This is a genomic window from Mesorhizobium sp. M0816 (assembly GCF_040320005.1).
Classification (GTDB): domain Bacteria; phylum Pseudomonadota; class Alphaproteobacteria; order Rhizobiales; family Rhizobiaceae; genus Mesorhizobium.
In genome coordinates this window covers 97,721-116,819 of sequence record NZ_JAMYOT010000009.1, presented here as the reverse complement: position 1 = coordinate 116,819, position 19,099 = coordinate 97,721, and the positions used below count along the sequence as shown (strand labels likewise).

Sequence of the window (19,099 nt, the reverse complement as noted above, 5' to 3'; positions counted from 1 at the left end):
ACGGAGGTTGAAGAATGAAATTTTCGAAAACCGGCCTGCTGGCCGTATCGCTGGCCGTGCTCGTTGCGAGCGGCTGTTCAACCTCACGGTTCTCATCGATGGACGAGCAGCAGCCGGCGCCGCTGGAAGCTGCGCCCGCCGGCAAGGTGACTGCAAACCAGCTGCCGCCACCGGCGACACCCGGCCCGGCCGACCCGTCGAAATTTCCGACCGCGCCGCAGAACACGCAGGTCGCCTCGCTGCCGCCCGATGGGACGGCGCCGGCCGGTGCGGCCGATCTGACCGCGTCCAGCGTCGCCGGTGTGTGGAAGGCAAGCGTGTCCGGCCAGAGCTGTCAGGTGGCGACGCCGCAGACCAAATTCGGTTCGGGCTACCGCGCCGGACCGCTGCATTGCCCGGCGCCGCTCGATGGCATCAAATCCTGGAACGTCGCCGGCAAACAGCTGACGCTCTTTGACGAGAATGGCGGCACGCTGGCACGGCTCTATTCCTCGGGCGGCGAGAAATTCGACGGCCAGACTTCCAACGGCCTGCCGATCTCGCTTACAAGGTAAGAGAACGGCCCCCATTGTTACGCAATTCCGGACGGAAAACCGTTACACACTTTTCCTGGAATTGCCTCTTTTGTTTTTACGCAATTCCGGACAGAAAACCGCTACACACTTTTCTTGGAATTGCTCCGGAACGACGTGACCAATGCATCTGCGTGACGGCCTCCAGACCCATGCAACCGTCAAGCAGCGCTACGACCATCTGGTCGAGACGGGCGCCATCGGGCGCGATCCGGCGCAGGAGCGGATCGCCGCTGCGCTCGACCGGCTGATCGAAGAGATATCGGCAAAGCGGCTGGCGCAGAAATCAAGCGCGCTGGGGTGGTTGTTCGCCCGCAAGCGCGAGGTGCACGAGGCGGTCAAGGGCCTTTATATCCATGGCGGCGTCGGCCGCGGCAAGACCATGCTGATGGACATGTTCTTCGAGCTGCTGCCGGTGCGGCGCAAGCGCCGGGTACATTTCAACGACTTCATGGCCGACGTGCAGGACCGCATCCAGAAGCACCGGCAGGCTCGCAAGAACGGCACGGCCAAGGAGGACGACCCGATCCCGCCGGTGGCGCGCGCGCTGGCCGAGGAAGCCTGGGTGCTATGCTTCGACGAGTTCTCCGTCACCGACATCGCCGATGCGATGATCCTGTCAAGGTTGTTTTCGGCGTTGTTTGCCAATGGCGTGGTGCTGGTTGCCACTTCCAATGTCGCGCCGCAGGATCTCTACCGCGACGGCCTGAACCGTCAGTTGTTTTTGCCGTTTGTCGCTATCCTGGAGCGCCACGCGCAGGTGCTGGCGCTTGATGCCGATAAGGATTACCGCCTCGACAAGCTCAGCCGCATGCCGGTCTACGTCACCCCGGCCGATGCCGCCGCCGACCATGCGCTCGACGAAGCGTGGGCGGTGATGACGCATGGCAGGCCGACGGCCGAGACGATGCTGACGGTGAAGGGCCGGCACGTCGTAGTGCCGCGTGCTGCCGGCGAGGCGGCGCGTTTTTCCTTCGCCGATCTCTGCGAGAGGCCGCTCGGCGCCCGCGACTATCTTGGCATTGCCAGCCGTTTCTCGACCATCTTCATCGACCATGTGCCGGTGCTCGGCGAAGGCAAGCGCAACGAAGCCAAGCGCTTCATCCTGCTGGTCGATACGCTCTACGATCATCATGTACGGCTGGTGATGAGCGCCGCGGCACCGCCGGCGCAGCTCTATACGGCCAAGCGCGGCAACGAAGTCTTCGAGTTCGAGCGCACCGCATCGCGGCTGATCGAGATGCAGAGCCACGACTGGCTGGAGGACTGGGCGAAGAGGCAGAGGGCGCAGGGATCATCGACGGAGGCACGGCAGGCACAGGCGTGAGGGATAGTACCGAAGGGGGCGCTGCCGCCGGCGCCTATAATCGATAAACATACATGACGAACCCCTCCGCCGGCCCATGCGGCTCTTTTCGCGACTCGTAAAGTGCGCGAGCAGCAACATTGTCCGGCTCGGTGCCGACCCACGCCTCCTCACAGCCATGCTCGCGACCGAGTGCGAACATGGCGCCGAGCATCCTCGTCGCAATGCCCTGGCGTTGAAAGGCCGGCGCCACGCCGACCTCGTCTACGTAGAGTTCGCTCACCTTGTCCGGGTGGCAGTGGATGACGGCTGCGCATTGGCCAACGACGATGCCGTCGGCGAGGGCCACGACCATGAAATGACCGGGCTCCGCGAGATAGGCAGAGAGCCGATCCGGCCTGACCGGCTCGTCGAAGACTTCGCCGGCAACCCGCATCACAAGGGCGTCATCGCCAGGAAACAGCCTTCTGATTTCCAGTGCCATTGTGTAGAATTCCTCTAGTCGGCTTCATAATTTTGACGTTTACGTAATTCCCATTGTTTCTAACCGATTGAAATTATTCACTCCAAAATAATCGTTTGAATTTTTGTGCGGCCGGGGCTATTGCGTGCGGCGAATTTCGCGGTTCCGCAGCATTCCGGCCTCTTCCTCCGACGCCGTCATCAAATCGTCAAGGATTTGGGCGCCGTCATAGTCAAAGGGAAAATATCCTGACATGGCACGCAACAAGATAGCGCTCATCGGCTCGGGCATGATCGGCGGCACCCTCGCCCACATGGTCGGCCTCAAGGATCTCGGCGACGTCGTGCTGTTCGATATCGCCGAAGGCATCCCGCAAGGCAAGGGACTGGACATCGCGCAGTCGTCGCCGGTCGATGGGTTCGACTCGAGGCTGACCGGCGTCAACGACTATGCCGGCATCGAGGGCGCCGATGTCTGCATCGTCACCGCCGGCGTGCCGCGCAAGCCCGGCATGAGCCGCGACGATCTTCTAGGCATCAATCTGAAGGTGATGGAGCAGGTCGGCGCCGGCCTCAAGAAATACGCGCCGAAAGCCTTCGTCATCTGCATCACCAATCCGCTCGACGCCATGGTCTGGGCGCTGCAGAAGTTTTCCGGCCTGCCCAAGAGCCATGTCGTCGGCATGGCCGGCGTGCTCGACAGTTCGCGCTTCCGTTATTTCCTTGCCGAGGAATTCAAGGTCTCGGTCGAGGACGTCACTGCCTTCGTGCTCGGCGGCCACGGCGATTCCATGGTCCCGATGATCCGCTATTCGACGGTTGCCGGCATCCCGCTGCCCGACCTCATCAAGATGGGCTGGACCTCGAGGGAGCGGCTCGACCAGATCGTGCAGCGCACCCGCGACGGCGGCGCCGAGATCGTCGGCCTGCTCAAGACCGGCTCTGCCTTTTATGCGCCGGCAGCTTCGGCCATTGCCATGGCCGAAGCCTATCTCAAGGACAAGAAGCGGGTGCTGCCCTGTGCTGCCTATCTCTCCGGCCAATATGGCGTCAAGAACACCTATGTCGGCGTTCCCGTGGTGATCGGCGCCGGCGGCGTCGAGCGGATCATCGAGATCGAGCTCGCGAAGAACGAGCAGAAGATGTTCGACAATTCGGTCGCGGCGGTGCAGGGCCTGTGCGACGCCTGCGTCAAGATCGCTCCGCATCTCGCGGCCAAGTAAGCCGGTAACCAAGCCCGCCAAGCAAGCTGGAGACATAGCGCATGAACATCCATGAGTATCAGGGCAAGGCGCTGCTGAAAGGCTTTGGCGCACCCGTGGCCGAGGGCGTGCCGGTGTTCAAGGCGAGCGAGGCGGAAGCTGCCGCCAAGGCGCTGCCCGGCCCACTCTATGTGGTCAAGAGCCAGATCCATGCCGGCGGCCGCGGCAAGGGCAAATTCAGGGAGCTCGGCGCCGATGCCAAGGGCGGTGTCAGGCTGGCAAAGTCGGTGGCCGAGGTCGTCGCCAATGCCAATGAGATGCTCGGCCACACGCTGGTCACCAAGCAGACCGGCCCGGCCGGCAAGCAGGTCAACCGGCTCTATATCGAGGACGGCGCCGACATCGAGCGCGAGCTCTATCTGTCGATCCTGGTCGACCGCTCGGTCGGGCGCGTCGCCTTCGTCGTCTCGACCGAGGGCGGCATGGACATCGAGGCGGTCGCCCACGACACGCCGGAAAAGATCATCACCGTAGCCATCGACCCGGAAAAGGGCGTGACGGCCGACGACGTGAAGAAGCTCAACGCGGCGCTGAAGCTCGACGGCGACGCCGCCAAGGATGGCGCCACGCTGTTCCCCATCCTCTACAAGGCCTTTGTCGAGAAGGACATGAGCCTGCTCGAGGTCAACCCGCTGATCGTCATGAGGAGCGGCCGGCTGCGCGTTCTCGACGCCAAAGTGTCGTTCGACAACAATGCGCTGTTTCGCCACCCCGACGTGCTCGAATTGCGCGACACCACCGAAGAGGACGAGAAGGAGATCGAGGCGTCGAAATACGACCTCGCCTATGTCGCGCTCGACGGCAATATCGGCTGCATGGTCAACGGCGCCGGCCTTGCCATGGCAACGATGGACATCATCAAGCTTTACGGCGCCGAGCCGGCCAACTTCCTCGATGTCGGCGGCGGCGCGTCGAAAGAAAAGGTGACGGCGGCGTTCAAGATCATCACCAAGGATCCGGCGGTCAAAGGCATTCTGATCAACATCTTCGGCGGCATCATGAAATGCGACATCATCGCCGAGGGCGTGATCGCCGCGGTCAAGGAGGTCGGCCTGCAAGTGCCGCTAGTGGTGCGGCTGGAAGGCACCAATGCCGAGCTCGGCAAGAAGATCATCAACGACAGCGGGCTGAACGTGGTGTCGGCAGACGATCTCGACGATGCAGCCAAGAAGATCGTCGCGGCGGTGAAGGGCGTCTGATGCAGCGGATGCTGGCCCTAGCGCTGACCGGCATGGCCCTTTGGGCCAGCGCTGCTGCGGCCGCGGATAGTTCGAAGTCGCCCGCCTGGATCGGCAAGAGGGTCAGTCTCTTCATGAACTTATGTCCGGCAACGGCGCCCAGCTTCGGCCGGTTCAACGCGGTTGCCCGGCAAAGCGGGTTCAAGGCCGGATCCGACGGGCTGCAAGTCTACAAGGCTACGGAAATCGTTGCCTCAATCAAGAGTTCGAGTGGTCGCTGCGACTGCCTGGTCTCCTTCGGCACCAACGATCCGAAGCTGGCCGCCAACATGATCCTGAAAAGGCTTCTGACCAAATATGGCAGCAGTTTCCAAGCCGATGATGACCCCAAGTCCCTTGGTGAATTGAGAACGTCTGGCGGCAATTTATCGGTGCAGATCGTGACGATCCGGCGCGCCGGGGGCCGATGGATCGGTGCTGTCGTTCACGGAAACCAAAAATGCCCAGCTTGAAAACAGAACTTCAGGGTCAAGGTCGATAGGCGATGCCTCCGCACAAGATAAACCTCGTCGAGGCGGCGGATCAGAAGATCAAGAAGGTCTTCGATCCGCATATCGCCGGCGACGTGAACGACAGCCAGGTCAAGATCGCCAAGTTCGGCGACGTCTTCGACTGGCACGCGCATGACAATGAGGACGAGGCGTTCCTGGTGCTGCGCGGGCGCATCGCCATCGATTTCCGCGACGGCACGGTGGAGCTTTCCAGCGGCGAGTTCATTGTCGTGCCGCGCGCCGTCGAGCACCGGCCGCGCTCGCTAAGCGAGGAGCCGGTGGTGCTGATGTTCGAGCCGGCAACGACGCTCAACACCGGCAATGCCAAAAGCAACCTTACCGTCGCCGAGCTGAAGCGGTTGTGACCATGAGCGCGCGGCCTTCCCCGATCAACGGTTTTTGAAAAGGACCACCATGTCCATTCTCGTCGATAAGAACACCAAGGTGCTGGTGCAGGGCCTGACCGGCAAGACCGGCACGTTCCACACTGAACAGGCGCTGGCCTATCACGGCACGAAAATGGTCGGCGGCATCCACCCCAAGAAGGGCGGCGAAACCTGGACCGGCGCCAAGGGCGAGGCGCTGCCGATCTTCGCCACCGTAGCCGAAGGCAAGGCCAGGACCGGCGCCAACGCTTCGGTCGTCTACGTGCCGCCGGCGGGTGCTGCCGAAGCGATCCTGGAAGCGATCGAGGCCGAGATCCCGCTGATCGTCTGCATCACCGAGGGCATACCGGTGATGGACATGATCAAGGTCAAGGCGAGGCTCGACCGTTCGACGTCGCGGCTGATCGGGCCGAACTGCCCCGGCGTGCTGACCCCCGACGAATGCAAGATCGGCATCATGCCCGGCAACATCTTCCGCAAGGGCTCGGTCGGCGTTGTTTCCCGCTCGGGAACGCTTACCTATGAGGCGGTGTTCCAGACCACCAATGTCGGCCTCGGCCAGACCACCGCCGTCGGCATCGGCGGCGATCCGGTCAAAGGCACCGAGTTCATCGACGTGCTGGAGATGTTCCTCGCCGACGACGAGACCAAGTCGATCATCATGATCGGCGAGATCGGCGGCTCGGCCGAGGAAGACGCCGCGCAGTTCCTCAAGGACGAGGCAAAGCGCGGCCGCCGCAAGCCGATGGTCGGCTTCATCGCCGGGCGCACCGCACCGGCGGGCCGCACCATGGGCCATGCGGGCGCGGTGATCTCCGGCGGCAAGGGCGGCGCGGAAGACAAGATCGCGGCGATGGAATCGGCCGGCATCAAGGTTTCGCCGTCGCCGGCCCGGCTCGGCACGACGCTGGTCGAGGCGATAAAGGGTTAGGGGAGTAAGGGAGTAGGGGAGTAGGGCAGTAGGGACAAGATGAGGGCATTGCCCTACTCCCGTACTGCCCTATTGCCCTACTCCCCTCCAAAACAGGAGACGGGGCAGGCGCTCCGCTAGGCAAAATGGCACGACAAGATCAAACCAACGACCAGTTTTCGCTTACCTCTTTCCTCTATGGCGGCAATGCCGATTATATCGACGCGCTCTATGCCGCCTATGAGGACGATCCCGCGTCGGTCGATCCCGAATGGCAGGACTTCTTCGCGGCGCTGAAGGATGACGCCGGCGACGTGCGCAGGAACGCCAAGGGCGCCTCTTGGGCCAAGCCCTCCTGGCCGATGCAGGCCAATGGCGAGCTGGTCTCGGCGCTAGACGGCAATTGGGGCCTGGTCGAAAAGCACATCGAAAAGAAGGTCAAGGACAGGGCGGTCGGCAACGGCGCAGCGCTTTCCGACGCCGACGTGCATCAGGCGACGCGCGATTCCGTCCGCGCCATCATGATGATCCGCGCCTTCCGCATGCGCGGCCACCTGCACGCCAATCTCGATCCGCTGGGCATTGCCAAGCCGCTCGAGGATTACAACGAGCTGTCGCCGGAGAATTACGGCTTCACCGAAGCCGACTACGACCGGCCGATCTTCCTCGACAATGTGCTCGGGCTGGAATTCGGCACCATCCGGCAGATGCTCGACATCCTGACCCGGACCTATTGCTCGACGCTCGGCGTCGAATTCATGCATATTTCCGATCCCGAGGAGAAGGCCTGGATCCAGGCGCGCATCGAGGGCACCGACAAGGAGATCTCCTTCACCGCCGCCGGCAAGAAGGCGATCCTGCAGAAGCTGGTCGAGGCGGAAGGCTTCGAGCAATTCATCGACGTCAAGTACAAGGGCACCAAGCGCTTCGGCCTTGATGGCGGCGAGTCGCTGATCCCTGCGCTGGAGCAGATCATCAAGCGAGGCGGCCAGCTCGGCATGAAGGAGATCGTGCTCGGCATGGCGCATCGCGGCCGGCTGAACGTGCTGTCGCAGGTGATGGCCAAGCCGCACCGCGCCATTTTCCATGAGTTCAAGGGCGGCTCCGCCGCGCCCGACGAGGTCGAGGGCTCGGGCGACGTGAAGTACCATCTCGGCGCCTCGTCGGACCGCGAGTTCGACGGCAACAAGGTGCATCTGTCGCTGACCGCCAACCCGTCGCATCTGGAAATCGTCGACCCGGTGGTGATGGGCAAGGCGCGCGCCAAGCAGGATTATCTGTTCGGCCGCAGCCGCGAGGAGATCGTGCCGCTGGAAGAGCGCGCCAAGGTGCTGCCGCTGCTGTTGCATGGCGACGCCGCTTTTGCCGGCCAGGGCGTGATTGCCGAAATCCTCGGCCTGTCGGGCCTGCGCGGCCACCGCGTCGCCGGCACGCTGCATTTCATCATCAACAACCAGATCGGCTTCACCACCAACCCGCGCTTCTCGCGCTCGTCGCCTTATCCGTCGGATGTAGCCAAGATGATCGAGGCGCCGATCTTCCACGTCAACGGCGACGACCCGGAAGCGGTGGTCCATGCCACCAAGGTGGCGATCGAATTCCGCATGAAGTTCCACAAGCCGGTCGTGGTGGACATGTTCTGCTACCGCCGCTTCGGCCATAATGAGGGCGACGAGCCCGCCTTCACCCAGCCGATCATGTATCGCAAGATCCGCAACCAGAAGACGACCATGCAGATCTATGCCGACCGGCTGATCGCGGAAGGCCACATCACCCAGGCCGAGCTCGAAAAGGTGAAGGCCGATTGGCGGGCGCATCTCGAGCAGGAATTCGAGGTCGGCCAGCACTATAAGCCGAACAAGGCGGATTGGCTGGACGGCGCCTGGTCCGGCCTGCGCTCGGCCGACAACCAGGACGAACAGCGGCGCGGCAAGACCGCCGTGCCGGTCAAGACGCTGAAGGAGATCGGCAAGAAGCTGACCGAGGTGCCGAAGGATTTCGAGGCGCACAAGACGATCATCCGCTTCCTCGACAACCGCCGCCAGGCGATCGAGTCGGGCGAAGGCATCGACTGGTCTACGGCCGAGGCGCTGGCCTTCGGCGCCATCCTGCTCGACGGCAATCCGATCCGGCTGTCCGGCCAGGATTCGGAGCGCGGCACCTTCTCGCAGCGCCATTCCGTGCTCTACGACCAGCGCGACGAGACACGCTACATCCCGCTCAACAATCTGTCGGCGGCGCAGGCCGGCTTCGAGGTCATCAACTCGATGCTGTCGGAAGAGGCCGTGCTCGGCTTCGAATATGGCTACTCGCTGGCCGAGCCGAAGGCGCTGACGCTGTGGGAAGCGCAGTTCGGCGACTTCGCCAACGGCGCCCAGGTGGTCTTCGACCAGTTCATCTCGTCGGGCGAGCGCAAATGGCTCAGAATGTCGGGCCTCGTCTGCCTGCTGCCGCACGGCTATGAAGGCCAGGGGCCGGAGCACTCATCGGCCCGGCTCGAGCGCTTCCTGCAGCTTTGCGCCGAAGACAATATGCAGGTCGCCAACGTCACGACGCCGGCCAATTACTTCCACATCTTGCGCCGGCAATTGAAGCGGGACTTCCGCAAGCCGCTGATCCTGATGACGCCGAAGTCGCTGCTGCGCCACAAGCGGGCGGTATCGACGCTGCCGGAGATGTCGGGCGAAAGCGCCTTTCACCGGCTGTTGTGGGACGATGCCCAGCTGCTGTCGGGCCAGGCCATCAAGCTCACCAAGGATTCGAAGATCCGCCGTGTCGTGCTCTGTTCGGGCAAGGTCTATTACGACCTCTACGAGGAGCGCGAGAAGCGCGGCATCAACGACATCTACTTGCTGCGCGTCGAGCAGCTCTATCCGTTCCCGGCCAAGGCGCTGATCACCGAACTGTCGCGCTTCCGCAATGCCGAGATGGTCTGGTGCCAGGAGGAGCCCAAGAACATGGGCGCCTGGTCATTCATCGATCCGTATCTCGAATGGGTGCTGGCGCATATCGACGCAAAGCTTCAGGGGGTGCTCTATCCCGGCCGGCCGGCCGCCGCCTCGCCGGCGACCGGATTGATGTCGAAGCATCTCGCCCAGCTTGCCGCCTTGCTCGACGACGCGCTTGGTGAATAGAACAGAACCGAAAGAAACGGACAGGCACAATGGCAACCGAAATCCGCGTCCCGACACTTGGTGAATCCGTCACCGAGGCGACCATCGGCAAATGGTTCAAGAAGGTCGGCGACGCGATCGCCGCCGATGAGCCGCTGGTTGAGCTCGAAACCGACAAGGTGACGGTGGAAGTGCCGGCCGCCGCCGCGGGCACGCTCGCCGAGATCGCCGTCAAGGAAGGCGAGACGGTCGGCGTCGGCGCACTGCTCGGCACGATTTCGGCAGGCGCCGGCGCGGCAGCCAATGCCGCCGCTCCGGCAACGAAGCAGGAGGCGATGTCGCAGGCTTCGGCTCCGACTGCGGCCTCGAGCGTCAAGCAGGCCGCTGCCGAGACGGCCAAGATCGCCGGCGACGCCGGCGCAATCGAGACGCGCACCATGCCGCCGGCACCGTCGGCGGCAAAGCTGCTGGCCGAGCACAATCTCGCAGTCGACCAGGTGTCGGGCTCGGGCAAGCGCGGCCAGGTGCTGAAAGGCGACGTGCTCGACCTTATCGCCAGGGGCGCGCCGTCGCAGCCGGCAGAAATGCCGAAGGCCGCGCCTGTACCGGCACCCGTTGCCGCGCGCGCGCCGTCCTCGGCCGACGATGCCTCGCGCGAGGAGCGCGTGCGCATGACCAAGCTGCGCCAGACCATCGCGCGCCGCCTCAAGGAAGCGCAATCGACCGCCGCCATGCTGACCACCTTCAACGAGGTCGACATGAGCGCGGTGATGGCGCTGAGGAGCAAATACAAGGACGTGTTCGAGAAGAAGCACGGCGTGAAGCTCGGCTTCATGGGCTTCTTCACCAAGGCGGTCACCCATGCGCTGAAGGAGATCCCGTCGGTCAATGCCGAGATCGACGGCACCGATATCATCTTCAAGAACTACGCCCATATCGGCGTTGCCGTCGGTACAGAGAAAGGCCTCGTCGTTCCGGTTGTGCGCAATGCCGACCAGATGTCGATCGCCGAAATCGAGAAGGACATCGGCAGGCTGGGGCTTGCGGCGCGCGACGGCAAGCTGTCGGTTGCGGATATGCAAGGCGGCACGTTTACGATTTCCAACGGTGGCGTTTACGGGTCGCTGATGTCGACGCCGATTCTCAACGCGCCGCAGTCCGGCATTTTGGGTATGCACAAGATTCAGGAGAGGCCGATGGTGGTCGGCGGCCAGATCGTCATCCGGCCGATGATGTATCTGGCGCTGTCCTACGACCACCGCATCGTCGACGGCAAGGAAGCGGTGACCTTCCTGGTCCGCGTCAAGGAAAGCCTGGAGGATCCTGAGCGGCTGGTGCTCGACCTCTAGGGGCGGCCGACGTGAGCCGGAGCATGGATCTGCGCCGCCGGATGAATTCCTCTCGTTTCCGGTCCGGTTTGTTTGTCACAATCTGCGCACTCGGCGTGCAGACGGTCTCCGCGGCCCTCGCCGCCTGCCCGCTCGAGCTCGCCGTCTATGGCGATCCTGAGAACGCCGCCGAGATCGATTTCAGGCCGACCGGCGAGTCGGCCGCCGTCACCAACAGCTTCAAGATGGTGCTCGATAAGGGCGTCGTGCTCGACGGCATCGTCATGTGGACGGAGGGCGCGGCGCGGCCGCATGGCTCGCTGATGTACAAATGCCCGGCCGGCGACGTCACCGGCGACGAGCTCGCCGCCTGCACTGTGTGGGAGGGCGTCATCTACACTGCCGACGACCAGGGCAATATCGCGTTGCTGCCGGGCGAAGGAAAGGATGCGCCGAAGAAGCTGATCTTGCCCGATCTGGGAGCGTCGCTGCAGATGTCGGCGGCCTATGGCGCCAACGGCTTTTCCAAGGTGCCCTGGGACGTCTTTGCCCTGAAGGGATGTCAGGAATGAGCGCGAGCGGAAAAATCCTGCTGGTGACCGGCGGCAGCCGCGGCATCGGCGCCGCTACATGCAGGCTTGCCGCCAAGGCCGGCTATCGCATTGCGGTCAATTACGCGTCGAATGCAAAAGCCGCCGAAGCGGTGGTCGCCGACGTCGATGCCGCTGGCGGAGAAGCCTTCGCCGTCAAGGCCGATGTCGGCAGCGAGACGGACGTATTGGCCATGTTCGAGGCTGTCGATGGCCGTTTCGGTCGGCTCGACGCGCTCGTCAACAATGCCGGCGTGGTCGACCAGAGCGCGCGCGTCGACGAGCTTAGCGCTGCAAGGCTGGAGCGCATGATGCGCATCAATGTGATCGCGCCGATGCTTTGCGCCCGCGAGGCGGTGAAGCGGATGTCGACCAGGCATGGCGGCAAGGGTGGCGCCATCGTCAATGTTTCTTCGATCGCGGCAAGGCTTGGCGGGCCGGGTCAATATGTCGACTACGCCGCCTCCAAGGGCGCGATCGATTCCTTCACCATCGGGCTTGCCCGCGAAGTGGCCGGCGAAGGCATTCGTGTCAACGCGGTCAGCCCGGGCATCATCGACACCGAAATTCATGCCTCTGGCGGTCAGCCGGATCGCGCCGAGAGAATGCGCAAGGTGGTGCCCATGCAGCGCGTCGGCACCGCCGAGGAAGTCGCAGCCGCAATTCTCTGGCTGCTGTCGGACGAGGCGTCCTACACAACAGGCGCCAATCTGGAAATCGGCGGCGGCCGCTAAAGCAAAAGGGACAGTATCATGGCCTATGACGTCGTTATCATCGGATCGGGACCAGGCGGCTACGTCTGCGCCATCAAGGCGGCGCAGCTCGGTCTGAAGACGGCGGTAGTCGAAAAGAACCCGACCTTCGGCGGTACCTGCCTCAACATCGGCTGCATCCCGTCAAAGGCGCTGCTGCATGCGTCCGAGATGTTTGCCGAGGCCGGCCATTCCTTCGATGCGCTCGGCGTCGAGATCGGCGCGCCCAAGCTCAATCTTGGGAAGATGATGGCACACAAGGATGCGACGGTGACGGCCAATGTCAATGGCGTCGCCTTCCTGTTCAAGAAGAACAAGATCGACAGTTTTCGTGGCACCGGCAAGGTAGTTGCGGCCGGCAAGGTGTCGGTGACCTCTGATGACGGCAAGGTCGAGGAGATCGAGACCAAGAACATCGTCATCGCCACAGGCTCCGACGTCGCCGGCATTCCCGGCGTCGAGGTCGATTTCGATGAGAAGGTGATCGTCTCGTCGACCGGCGCGCTGTCGCTGGACAAGGTGCCGGGCCATCTGGTGGTGGTCGGCGGTGGTGTCATCGGTCTGGAGCTCGGCTCGGTATGGGCGCGGCTCGGCGCCAAGGTCACCGTGGTCGAGTTCCTCGACACCATCCTGGGCGGCATGGATGGCGAGGTCTCCAAGCAGTTCCAGCGCCTGCTGTCGAAGCAGGGCTTTGAGTTCAGGCTGGGCGCCAAGGTGACCGGCGTCGCCAAGGCCAAGAAGGGGGCGACGGTTACCTTTGAGCCGGTCAAGGGCGGAGCAGCCGAGACGATCGAGGCGGACGCGGTGCTGATTGCGACGGGACGACGGGCCTATTCGGACGCTCTCGGGCTGAAGGAGACCGGCGTCGACGTCGATGAGCGCGGCCGGGTCAAGACCGACGGCCATCTCAGGACCAACGTGCCTGGCATCTATGCCATCGGCGATGTCATCGCCGGGCCGATGCTTGCCCACAAGGCCGAAGACGAGGGCGTGGCGGTAGCCGAAACCATCGCCGGCCAGGCCGGCCATGTGAACTATGACGTGATTCCGAGCGTCGTCTACACCACGCCGGAAATCGCCTCGGTCGGCAAGACCGAAGAAGAATTGAAGAAGGCCGGCATCGACTACAAGGCCGGAAAATTCCCGTTCAGCGCCAATGGCCGCGCGCGCGCCATGCTGCACACCGACGGCTTTGTGAAAATCCTGGCCGACAAGGCCAGCGACCGTGTGCTCGGCGTCCACATCGTCGGCTTCGGCGCCGGCGAGATGATCCACGAGGCGGCGGTGCTGATGGAATTTGGCGGCTCGTCGGAAGACCTAGCCCGCACCTGTCACGCCCATCCGACAATGTCGGAGGCGGTAAAGGAGGCGGCATTGGCGACGTTCTTCAAGCCCATCCATATCTGAGCAAACGCGGTGAATCGCAAACCTTAGAGATTGGCTGAAACATCTGCGCTTCGCCATCCCAGGGCGGAGCACGAGCGAAGCGACGTCGCGGAGACATCCATGCCGTTATCTAGGGGCAGTGTTCCGGCGAACCAGAATCGAGTGCCTCTTCGCATCGGCTGGTAACCGCTCCGCCCCGGGATGACGAAGCCATCGACGGCTGCTCCCAAAAACAAAACGGCCCGCCTTTCAGCGGGCCGTTCATATATTAAATCAGCAGTCTGATCACTGAGCCGGGGCCGGTGCTGGTGCGGGAGCCGGAGCCGGGGCTGGCGCAGGGGCCGGAGCGGGTGCAGGTTCTGCCGGAGCCGGAGCCGGAGCGGGTGTCGCCGGAGCTGGCGCAGGAGCCGGTTCGGCTGGCTTCATCGGCTCGGCAGGTGCTGGGGCCGGAGCCGGTGTGCTGGCTGCGGGCGGTTCGGCAGGCGCAGGTGCCTCGCTACGTCTTCCAAAAACATAATAGGCGACAATTGCCAGGATAACGACGACCAGTGCAATCAGCCAGCCGCTGCCGCCGCCGCGTGGCCGTGCGGTACCCGGTGAGGTGAATGGGTCGTTCGGATTGGGTGTGTTCGCCATAAAAGTGTCCTCCGTGGATGAAAAACATCAAGTAATAGCCATCAACGTACAATCGTTGAATCGGTTTCACATTAGGCGTTGAAAACGCCGAAAACAGGGCAATTCTGATCCGGAATCGCTTGCAGGCATGCATTTCCACCGCAAAATGGGTTTCGATCGAGCCAAACCGAACCTTTTTCAGTTTCTTGGCACGAAGCGCGGCTGGTCCGCCGTCGCGCCACGAGTAAGGGCTGGTCCCGCCTCGGCAATGATTCGGTGTGCAACTCCGCCGTGTCGTTCAGTTGACGGCGGTCACCGTATAGCCGGTCTTGCGGAAACCCTCGACCAAGCCTTGCGCTCCGGGAAGGTGCATGGCGCCGACCGCCATGAAGACATTGCCGTGGGCGAGGATCGGCGCTGCACGATCGACCATCACCTTGTTGCGGCTGGTGATCATGGTCTGCTCGAATTCGGCGTAACCCGATTGGTCGTCGACCTGTTCGGGGATGACGGCCCGAAACAGCGGTACATACATGCCAGTGTCGCCACGCCGGTAAAGCACGATCATGGTTTCGTTGACATCGTTCACCTTGTCGCCAAGCTTCAGCGTATCGACCAGCCCCTTCAGGTGAAAGGCGATCGGCAGCGAAGCCATGGCGCGCAGCTGGTCGGCGATTGTCTCCAGGCCCTCGACCGATTTGCCCGAAGCCTCGGCGTCCTTGGCAAGCTTGACGTCGAGCACCGGCGCACCGCCAGCCTGGCGGGCGACTTCGCATGCAGGTAGCGCCACCATCGCCGACAGCAACCAGGGTTTCATCTTGGCGACGGTCGCTGGCGGGATGCCACGCGCATCGAGCGCCTTGTTGACCACCGCCGCATCCTCCGGCGACAGCAGCGACGAAAGCGTCGTCTTGTCGGTGAACATCATCAGATCCGGCTCTTTCAGCAGTGCTGCCATCATCTTCTGCTTGTCGAGCACTTCGGTGGTCTCGATGATGACGGTGCCAGCCGCATCGAATGCCTTCTGCGCGGCGGGTGGCAGCGTGGTGACGCGCGGGTCGGTAACGTGCATGGTGCCGAACAGGAAGGACGGTTTTTCGCCCGATTTTTCGAGCTTCCACAGCAGGCCCTTGCCGTTCGGCGTCGCTGCCGCGTCTGCCTCGATCTTGCGGTAGGCAGCCGGGTCGTCCTTTTGCAGCGCGCTCAGCATATCGCTACCGGCGCAGGCCGAAGTCTCGGCGCGTGCCTTGCCCGCGGCGAGCAGCGCGACGATGAGGAAAGAGAGGAAAAACAGGGCGTTGAGCGCGACGAGCAGCTTCAGCGACATATGGGTCGCGCGGTCGGCGATGGCGATGAGGCGTTTCATGCTGCGGTTCTAGGCGCAAAAAGCGGCAAAACGGTTAACCGGCGCATCAAAATTGTTGCGAGATGGCCACCGACATATGCATCGATCACGCACGAGGATGAGCTGCTTCGTAAATCTCGAGCAGCCTGGCGGTGTCGACGCCGGTGTATATCTGGGTTGTCGACAGGCTGGCGTGGCCGAGCAACTCCTGGATGGTGCGCAGGTCGCCGCCCCGCCCTAGCAGATGCGTGGCGAAGGAATGGCGCAGCGCATGCGGCGTCGCCGTGTCGGGCAGGTTGAGCGCCGAGCGCAGCTTGGCCATGTCGCGCTGGACGATTGCCGGGTTCAGCGGGCCGCCGCGGGCACCGCGAAACAGCAGGCCCTTGGGATCGAGATGCCAGGGACACAAGCGGCGGTATTCGGCAATCGCCCGCAGCGCTACCGGCAGCACCGGCACCAGCCGGGTCTTGCCACCCTTGCCGGTGACGCGCAGCACGGTATCACCAGGTGAGGAAAGATCGGCGCCCGACAGGCCGAGCGCCTCGGAGATCCGCAAGCCGGACCCATAGAGCAGGGTCAGCACGGCGGCGTTGCGCGCAGCAATCCACGGCTCCTCCGCCAGTTGGCCTTCCACCGAGACGACGTGTTTTGCATCGCTTGCGGTCAGCGGCTTGGGCAGCGATTTCGGCTGCCGCGGCGCGCGCAAGGCTGTCGCACCTGCCGCATTGGCGAGACCGCGCCGTTCCAGGAAACGCAGCAGCGAGCGGATGCCGGCCAGCCCGCGCCCGAGCGTGCGGGCGCGGGCGCCCTCGGCACGGCGGGCAGCGAGAAAGCCGCGCAGATCGGCGGGGCGCAGATCGGCGATGTCGGAAATGCCGGGCGAGCCGCCGCAATGGCCGGTCAGGAAATGCAGGAACTGGCGTGTGTCGCGCTCATAGGCCTCGACGGTTTCGGGCGATAGCCGGCGTTCGCGCGCCAGCATCTTCAGCCAGGCCTCGCGCGCCGCCTGCAGGTCGGGTTTTGCCGGTATGAGGAATTCCTGCATTGCACTCTTCCAGTTCCCCGCCATCTTCCGGCACGCGGGTTAGGAAGCGGTGAAGAGCGGCGTCATTGAAATGACGACGGGCTGGGGTTAGAGCAAGGCAAAGGATTTTCCGCAGATGATCAAGCCGCAAAACCCCGTCCAGATGGCCGTGATCGGTGCCGCGCATGGCATCAAGGGCGAATTGCGCGTCAAGAGCTTTACCGGCGACCCGCTGGCGCTGGCCGATTACGGTCCGCTCTACGCCAGGGATGGCCGCGCCTTCCAGATCGTCGACATCAGGCCCGCCAACACCGTGGTGGTGGTGCGGTTCAAAGGCGTCAACGACCGCAATGCCGCCGAGGCGCTGGCCGGCACCGAATTGTTCGTCGACCGTTCGGTGTTGCCTGATGAGGGCGAAGAGGACGAATTCTACCACGCCGATCTCGTCGGGCTGGAGGTCAAGGATGACATCGGTGCCATCATCGGCAAGGTCGTCGCCGTGCATAATTTCGGCGGCGGCGACATTCTCGACGTGACGCTGGCGGGGCGCAAAGGCGTGCTCATCCCGTTCACGCAGGCCGCTGTTCCGGAAGTGTCGATCGCCGGCGGCTTTGTCCGCGTTGATCCAGCCGCCGCAGGGTTGGTCGAGGACGAGGACGGAGAGTCTGCCGACCGCGACAGCTTCGACCCCAAGGGCAGGCCGCGCGGGCCGAGGGACGCCGGAGGCAACCGGTGAGTTTTTCGGCTTCGGTGCTGACGCTCTATCCCGAGATGTTTCCCGGCGCGCTTGGCCTGTCGCTGGCCGGCCGCGCGCTCGAGACCGGCATTTGGTCGCTCGAAACGATCCAGATCCGCGACTTTGCCAGCGATCGTCACCGTACCGTCGATGACACGCCGGCCGGCGGCGGCGCCGGCATGGTGATGCGGGCAGACGTGCTGGCCAGCGCCATCGACCATGCCTCGCCGGCAGCCGATCCACGTCCGCGCCTGCTGATGAGCCCGCGCGGCAAGCCGCTGACGCAGGCACGGGTGCGCGAGCTCGCCGGCGGGCCGGGTGCGGTGATCGTCTGCGGCCGCTTCGAAGGCGTCGACCAGCGGGTCATTGAATCGCGCGGCCTCGAGGAAGTTTCGATCGGCGACTTCATCCTGTCCGGCGGCGAGCCGGCGGCACTCGTGCTGCTCGACGCCGTGGTGCGCCTGCTGCCCGGCGTCATGGGCAATGCGGTATCGGGCGAGGAAGAGAGCTTTGAAAACGGCCTGCTCGAACATCCGCATTATACGCGGCCGCAGGAGTTCGAGGGCCGGCCGATTCCCGAAGTGCTGATTTCGGGCAATCACAGGAAGATCGCGGCTTGGCGGCGGGCCGAAGCGGAGAGGCTGACGAAGGAGCGACGGCCGGATCTTTCAGCCGCTCAGCCTTTGTCGAAATAGTAGAAAGCCAGGAACAGGCCGACGGCGATGACGAAGCCGCGCACCGCGTTCTGCGGCACGCGCCTAGCGATCCAGACGCCGGCATAGCCGCCCAGCGCGCCACCCGGGATCATGATGATCGCCTGCAGCCAGGCAATGACGCCGCCCGAGACGAAGACGAGGATGGCAACCGCAGCGATGACCACGGCCAGCATGTTCTTCAGTGCGTTCAGCCGGTGATAGTCGCCGGACTGGGTGAGACCGAGCGTCGCCAGCATCATGACGCCCATGCCGGCGCCGAAGAAGCCGCCATAGGCGGCGGTGGCGAACTGCGCCAGCGACCCGACCAGAGAACCCACCGCGGCCTCATGCTCCGGCTTGGGCGCCGGCTTCAGCCATGGCCCGGCAGCAAACAATGCGGTTGCCGCCAGCAGCAGCCACGGCACCAAGGCGCGGAAGGACGGGTTGTCGAGCCCTAGAAGGATGAGCGCGCCAGACAGCGCACCGAGAGCCGAAATGAGGCTGAGCAGCAGTGCGCCGCGCCAGAAATGCTTGATGTCGTGCCAATAGGCGAGCGTCGAGGTGATGTAGCCGGGGAACTGCGTCACCGACGATGTCGCATTGGCGACGATCGGCGGCAGGCCGGCCAGGGTCATGGCGCCAAAGGTTATGAACGTGCCGCCGCCGGCAACGGCATTGACCGCGCCTGATAGAAAGCCGGCGAGAAAGAGCAGGACCGCGTCCAAGATTGGCATGAGGGGTGTCGTCGCTGGAGGAAAATGCTTATCTTCCGGCTTAGGAAGCTTGACGCGCGGGCGCAACCCCCTGGACCACAAGCGATCACGGGATTGCCACAGCGGGCGCCAGCCCAAGAAGCAGCGCAAAAAAGAAACGGCCCAAAAAAGAAAC

General features: G+C 63.7%; 18 protein-coding genes. 14 read left to right on the top strand and 4 right to left on the bottom strand.

The window, feature by feature from the left end:
- The first annotated feature begins 14 nt into the window (after window positions 1–14).
- Together NKI17_RS16170 and zapE are read left to right on the top strand one after the other, a co-directional pair.
- Entirely contained in the window at window positions 15–554 is a 540-nt protein-coding gene (locus NKI17_RS16170; RefSeq protein WP_023679800.1) for a protease inhibitor Inh/omp19 family protein, read from the top strand.
- Window positions 555–696: 142 nt separating this feature from the next.
- Complete coding sequence (zapE, locus tag NKI17_RS16165; RefSeq protein ID WP_352570015.1) at window positions 697–1,899, top strand: cell division protein ZapE; 1,203 nt, start codon at window positions 697–699, stop codon at window positions 1,897–1,899.
- A 34-nt stretch (window positions 1,900–1,933) separates the two neighbouring features.
- Here zapE and NKI17_RS16160 read toward each other — a convergent pair whose 3' ends face one another.
- Window positions 1,934–2,362, bottom strand: a complete 429-nt coding sequence (locus NKI17_RS16160) for a GNAT family N-acetyltransferase (RefSeq protein ID WP_352570014.1) — start codon at window positions 2,360–2,362, stop codon at window positions 1,934–1,936.
- Window positions 2,363–2,594: 232 nt separating this feature from the next.
- On the opposite strand from NKI17_RS16160, the gene mdh reads away from it, so the two are divergent.
- The 10 genes from mdh (at window position 2,595) to lpdA (ending at window position 13,817) form a co-directional block, all read left to right on the top strand.
- The gene (gene mdh, locus NKI17_RS16155; protein WP_023679796.1) at window positions 2,595–3,563 is read left to right on the top strand and encodes a malate dehydrogenase; all 969 of its coding nucleotides are present in this window, start codon (window positions 2,595–2,597) and stop codon (window positions 3,561–3,563) included.
- A gap of 41 nt (window positions 3,564–3,604) precedes the next feature.
- On the top strand, window positions 3,605–4,801 hold the full coding sequence (gene sucC / locus NKI17_RS16150; protein ID WP_352570013.1) for an ADP-forming succinate--CoA ligase subunit beta: 1,197 nt from the start codon (window positions 3,605–3,607) through the stop codon (window positions 4,799–4,801).
- On the top strand, window positions 4,801–5,292 hold the full coding sequence (locus tag NKI17_RS16145) for a hypothetical protein (protein ID WP_352570012.1): 492 nt from the start codon (window positions 4,801–4,803) through the stop codon (window positions 5,290–5,292). Before sucC ends, NKI17_RS16145 begins: the two co-directional genes overlap by 1 nt.
- Window positions 5,293–5,324: 32 nt before the next feature.
- Complete coding sequence (locus NKI17_RS16140; protein WP_352623530.1) at window positions 5,325–5,696, top strand: cupin domain-containing protein; 372 nt, start codon at window positions 5,325–5,327, stop codon at window positions 5,694–5,696.
- Between the two features lie 49 nt (window positions 5,697–5,745).
- The gene (gene sucD, locus NKI17_RS16135) at window positions 5,746–6,648 is read left to right on the top strand and encodes a succinate--CoA ligase subunit alpha (RefSeq protein WP_352906324.1); all 903 of its coding nucleotides are present in this window, start codon (window positions 5,746–5,748) and stop codon (window positions 6,646–6,648) included.
- 125 nt (window positions 6,649–6,773) lie between these two features.
- Complete coding sequence (locus NKI17_RS16130; protein ID WP_352906323.1) at window positions 6,774–9,761, top strand: 2-oxoglutarate dehydrogenase E1 component; 2,988 nt, start codon at window positions 6,774–6,776, stop codon at window positions 9,759–9,761.
- A gap of 29 nt (window positions 9,762–9,790) precedes the next feature.
- Window positions 9,791–11,089, top strand: coding sequence for a 2-oxoglutarate dehydrogenase complex dihydrolipoyllysine-residue succinyltransferase (gene odhB, locus NKI17_RS16125; protein WP_352906322.1), 1,299 nt, complete (start codon window positions 9,791–9,793; stop codon window positions 11,087–11,089).
- Window positions 11,090–11,112: 23 nt separating this feature from the next.
- Complete coding sequence (locus NKI17_RS16120) at window positions 11,113–11,640, top strand: hypothetical protein (protein ID WP_352906321.1); 528 nt, start codon at window positions 11,113–11,115, stop codon at window positions 11,638–11,640.
- Window positions 11,637–12,392, top strand: coding sequence for an SDR family oxidoreductase (locus NKI17_RS16115; protein WP_352906320.1), 756 nt, complete (start codon window positions 11,637–11,639; stop codon window positions 12,390–12,392). Before NKI17_RS16120 ends, NKI17_RS16115 begins: the two co-directional genes overlap by 4 nt.
- 18 nt (window positions 12,393–12,410) lie before the next feature.
- On the top strand, window positions 12,411–13,817 hold the full coding sequence (lpdA, locus tag NKI17_RS16110) for a dihydrolipoyl dehydrogenase (protein WP_352906319.1): 1,407 nt from the start codon (window positions 12,411–12,413) through the stop codon (window positions 13,815–13,817).
- An 892-nt stretch (window positions 13,818–14,709) separates the two neighbouring features.
- Here lpdA and NKI17_RS16105 read toward each other — a convergent pair.
- Both NKI17_RS16105 and NKI17_RS16100 read right to left on the bottom strand, forming a co-directional pair.
- A complete protein-coding gene (locus NKI17_RS16105; protein ID WP_023679785.1) occupies window positions 14,710–15,777 on the bottom strand; it encodes a TraB/GumN family protein in 1,068 nt (355 codons plus the stop codon).
- Between the two features lie 85 nt (window positions 15,778–15,862).
- Complete coding sequence (locus tag NKI17_RS16100) at window positions 15,863–16,801, bottom strand: tyrosine recombinase XerC (protein ID WP_352906318.1); 939 nt, start codon at window positions 16,799–16,801, stop codon at window positions 15,863–15,865.
- 115 nt (window positions 16,802–16,916) lie between these two features.
- Here NKI17_RS16100 and rimM point away from each other — a divergent pair, with 115 nt between their 5' ends.
- Window positions 16,917–17,516: a ribosome maturation factor RimM gene (gene rimM / locus NKI17_RS16095; RefSeq protein WP_352906317.1), complete on the top strand. Its 600-nt coding sequence runs from the start codon at window positions 16,917–16,919 to the stop codon at window positions 17,514–17,516.
- Window positions 17,513–18,211: a tRNA (guanosine(37)-N1)-methyltransferase TrmD gene (gene trmD / locus NKI17_RS16090; protein ID WP_352593785.1), complete on the top strand. Its 699-nt coding sequence runs from the start codon at window positions 17,513–17,515 to the stop codon at window positions 18,209–18,211. Before rimM ends, trmD begins: the two co-directional genes overlap by 4 nt.
- Here the strand turns inward: trmD and NKI17_RS16085 are convergent.
- Window positions 18,193–18,945 carry a sulfite exporter TauE/SafE family protein gene (locus NKI17_RS16085; RefSeq protein ID WP_352572230.1) on the bottom strand — a complete coding sequence of 251 codons (753 nt, stop codon included), beginning with the start codon at window positions 18,943–18,945 and terminating at the stop codon, window positions 18,193–18,195. The genes trmD and NKI17_RS16085 overlap by 19 nt on opposite strands.
- Window positions 18,946–19,099 lie beyond the last annotated feature (154 nt).

What these genes read in the sequence shown, in the direction of transcription:
- NKI17_RS16170 (WP_023679800.1), top strand. Translation starts at nt 15, where the DNA reads ATGAAATTTTCGAAAACCGGCCTGCTGGCCGTATCGCTGGCCGTGCTC.
- zapE (WP_352570015.1), top strand. Translation starts at nt 697, where the DNA reads ATGCATCTGCGTGACGGCCTCCAGACCCATGCAACCGTCAAGCAGCGC.
- NKI17_RS16160 (WP_352570014.1), bottom strand. Translation starts at nt 2,362, where the DNA reads ATGGCACTGGAAATCAGAAGGCTGTTTCCTGGCGATGACGCCCTTGTG.
- mdh (WP_023679796.1), top strand. Translation starts at nt 2,595, where the DNA reads ATGGCACGCAACAAGATAGCGCTCATCGGCTCGGGCATGATCGGCGGC.
- sucC (WP_352570013.1), top strand. Translation starts at nt 3,605, where the DNA reads ATGAACATCCATGAGTATCAGGGCAAGGCGCTGCTGAAAGGCTTTGGC.
- NKI17_RS16145 (WP_352570012.1), top strand. Translation starts at nt 4,801, where the DNA reads ATGCAGCGGATGCTGGCCCTAGCGCTGACCGGCATGGCCCTTTGGGCC.
- NKI17_RS16140 (WP_352623530.1), top strand. Translation starts at nt 5,325, where the DNA reads ATGCCTCCGCACAAGATAAACCTCGTCGAGGCGGCGGATCAGAAGATC.
- sucD (WP_352906324.1), top strand. Translation starts at nt 5,746, where the DNA reads ATGTCCATTCTCGTCGATAAGAACACCAAGGTGCTGGTGCAGGGCCTG.
- NKI17_RS16130 (WP_352906323.1), top strand. Translation starts at nt 6,774, where the DNA reads ATGGCACGACAAGATCAAACCAACGACCAGTTTTCGCTTACCTCTTTC.
- odhB (WP_352906322.1), top strand. Translation starts at nt 9,791, where the DNA reads ATGGCAACCGAAATCCGCGTCCCGACACTTGGTGAATCCGTCACCGAG.
- NKI17_RS16120 (WP_352906321.1), top strand. Translation starts at nt 11,113, where the DNA reads ATGGATCTGCGCCGCCGGATGAATTCCTCTCGTTTCCGGTCCGGTTTG.
- NKI17_RS16115 (WP_352906320.1), top strand. Translation starts at nt 11,637, where the DNA reads ATGAGCGCGAGCGGAAAAATCCTGCTGGTGACCGGCGGCAGCCGCGGC.
- lpdA (WP_352906319.1), top strand. Translation starts at nt 12,411, where the DNA reads ATGGCCTATGACGTCGTTATCATCGGATCGGGACCAGGCGGCTACGTC.
- NKI17_RS16105 (WP_023679785.1), bottom strand. Translation starts at nt 15,777, where the DNA reads ATGAAACGCCTCATCGCCATCGCCGACCGCGCGACCCATATGTCGCTG.
- NKI17_RS16100 (WP_352906318.1), bottom strand. Translation starts at nt 16,801, where the DNA reads ATGCAGGAATTCCTCATACCGGCAAAACCCGACCTGCAGGCGGCGCGC.
- rimM (WP_352906317.1), top strand. Translation starts at nt 16,917, where the DNA reads ATGATCAAGCCGCAAAACCCCGTCCAGATGGCCGTGATCGGTGCCGCG.
- NKI17_RS16085 (WP_352572230.1), bottom strand. Translation starts at nt 18,945, where the DNA reads ATGCCAATCTTGGACGCGGTCCTGCTCTTTCTCGCCGGCTTTCTATCA.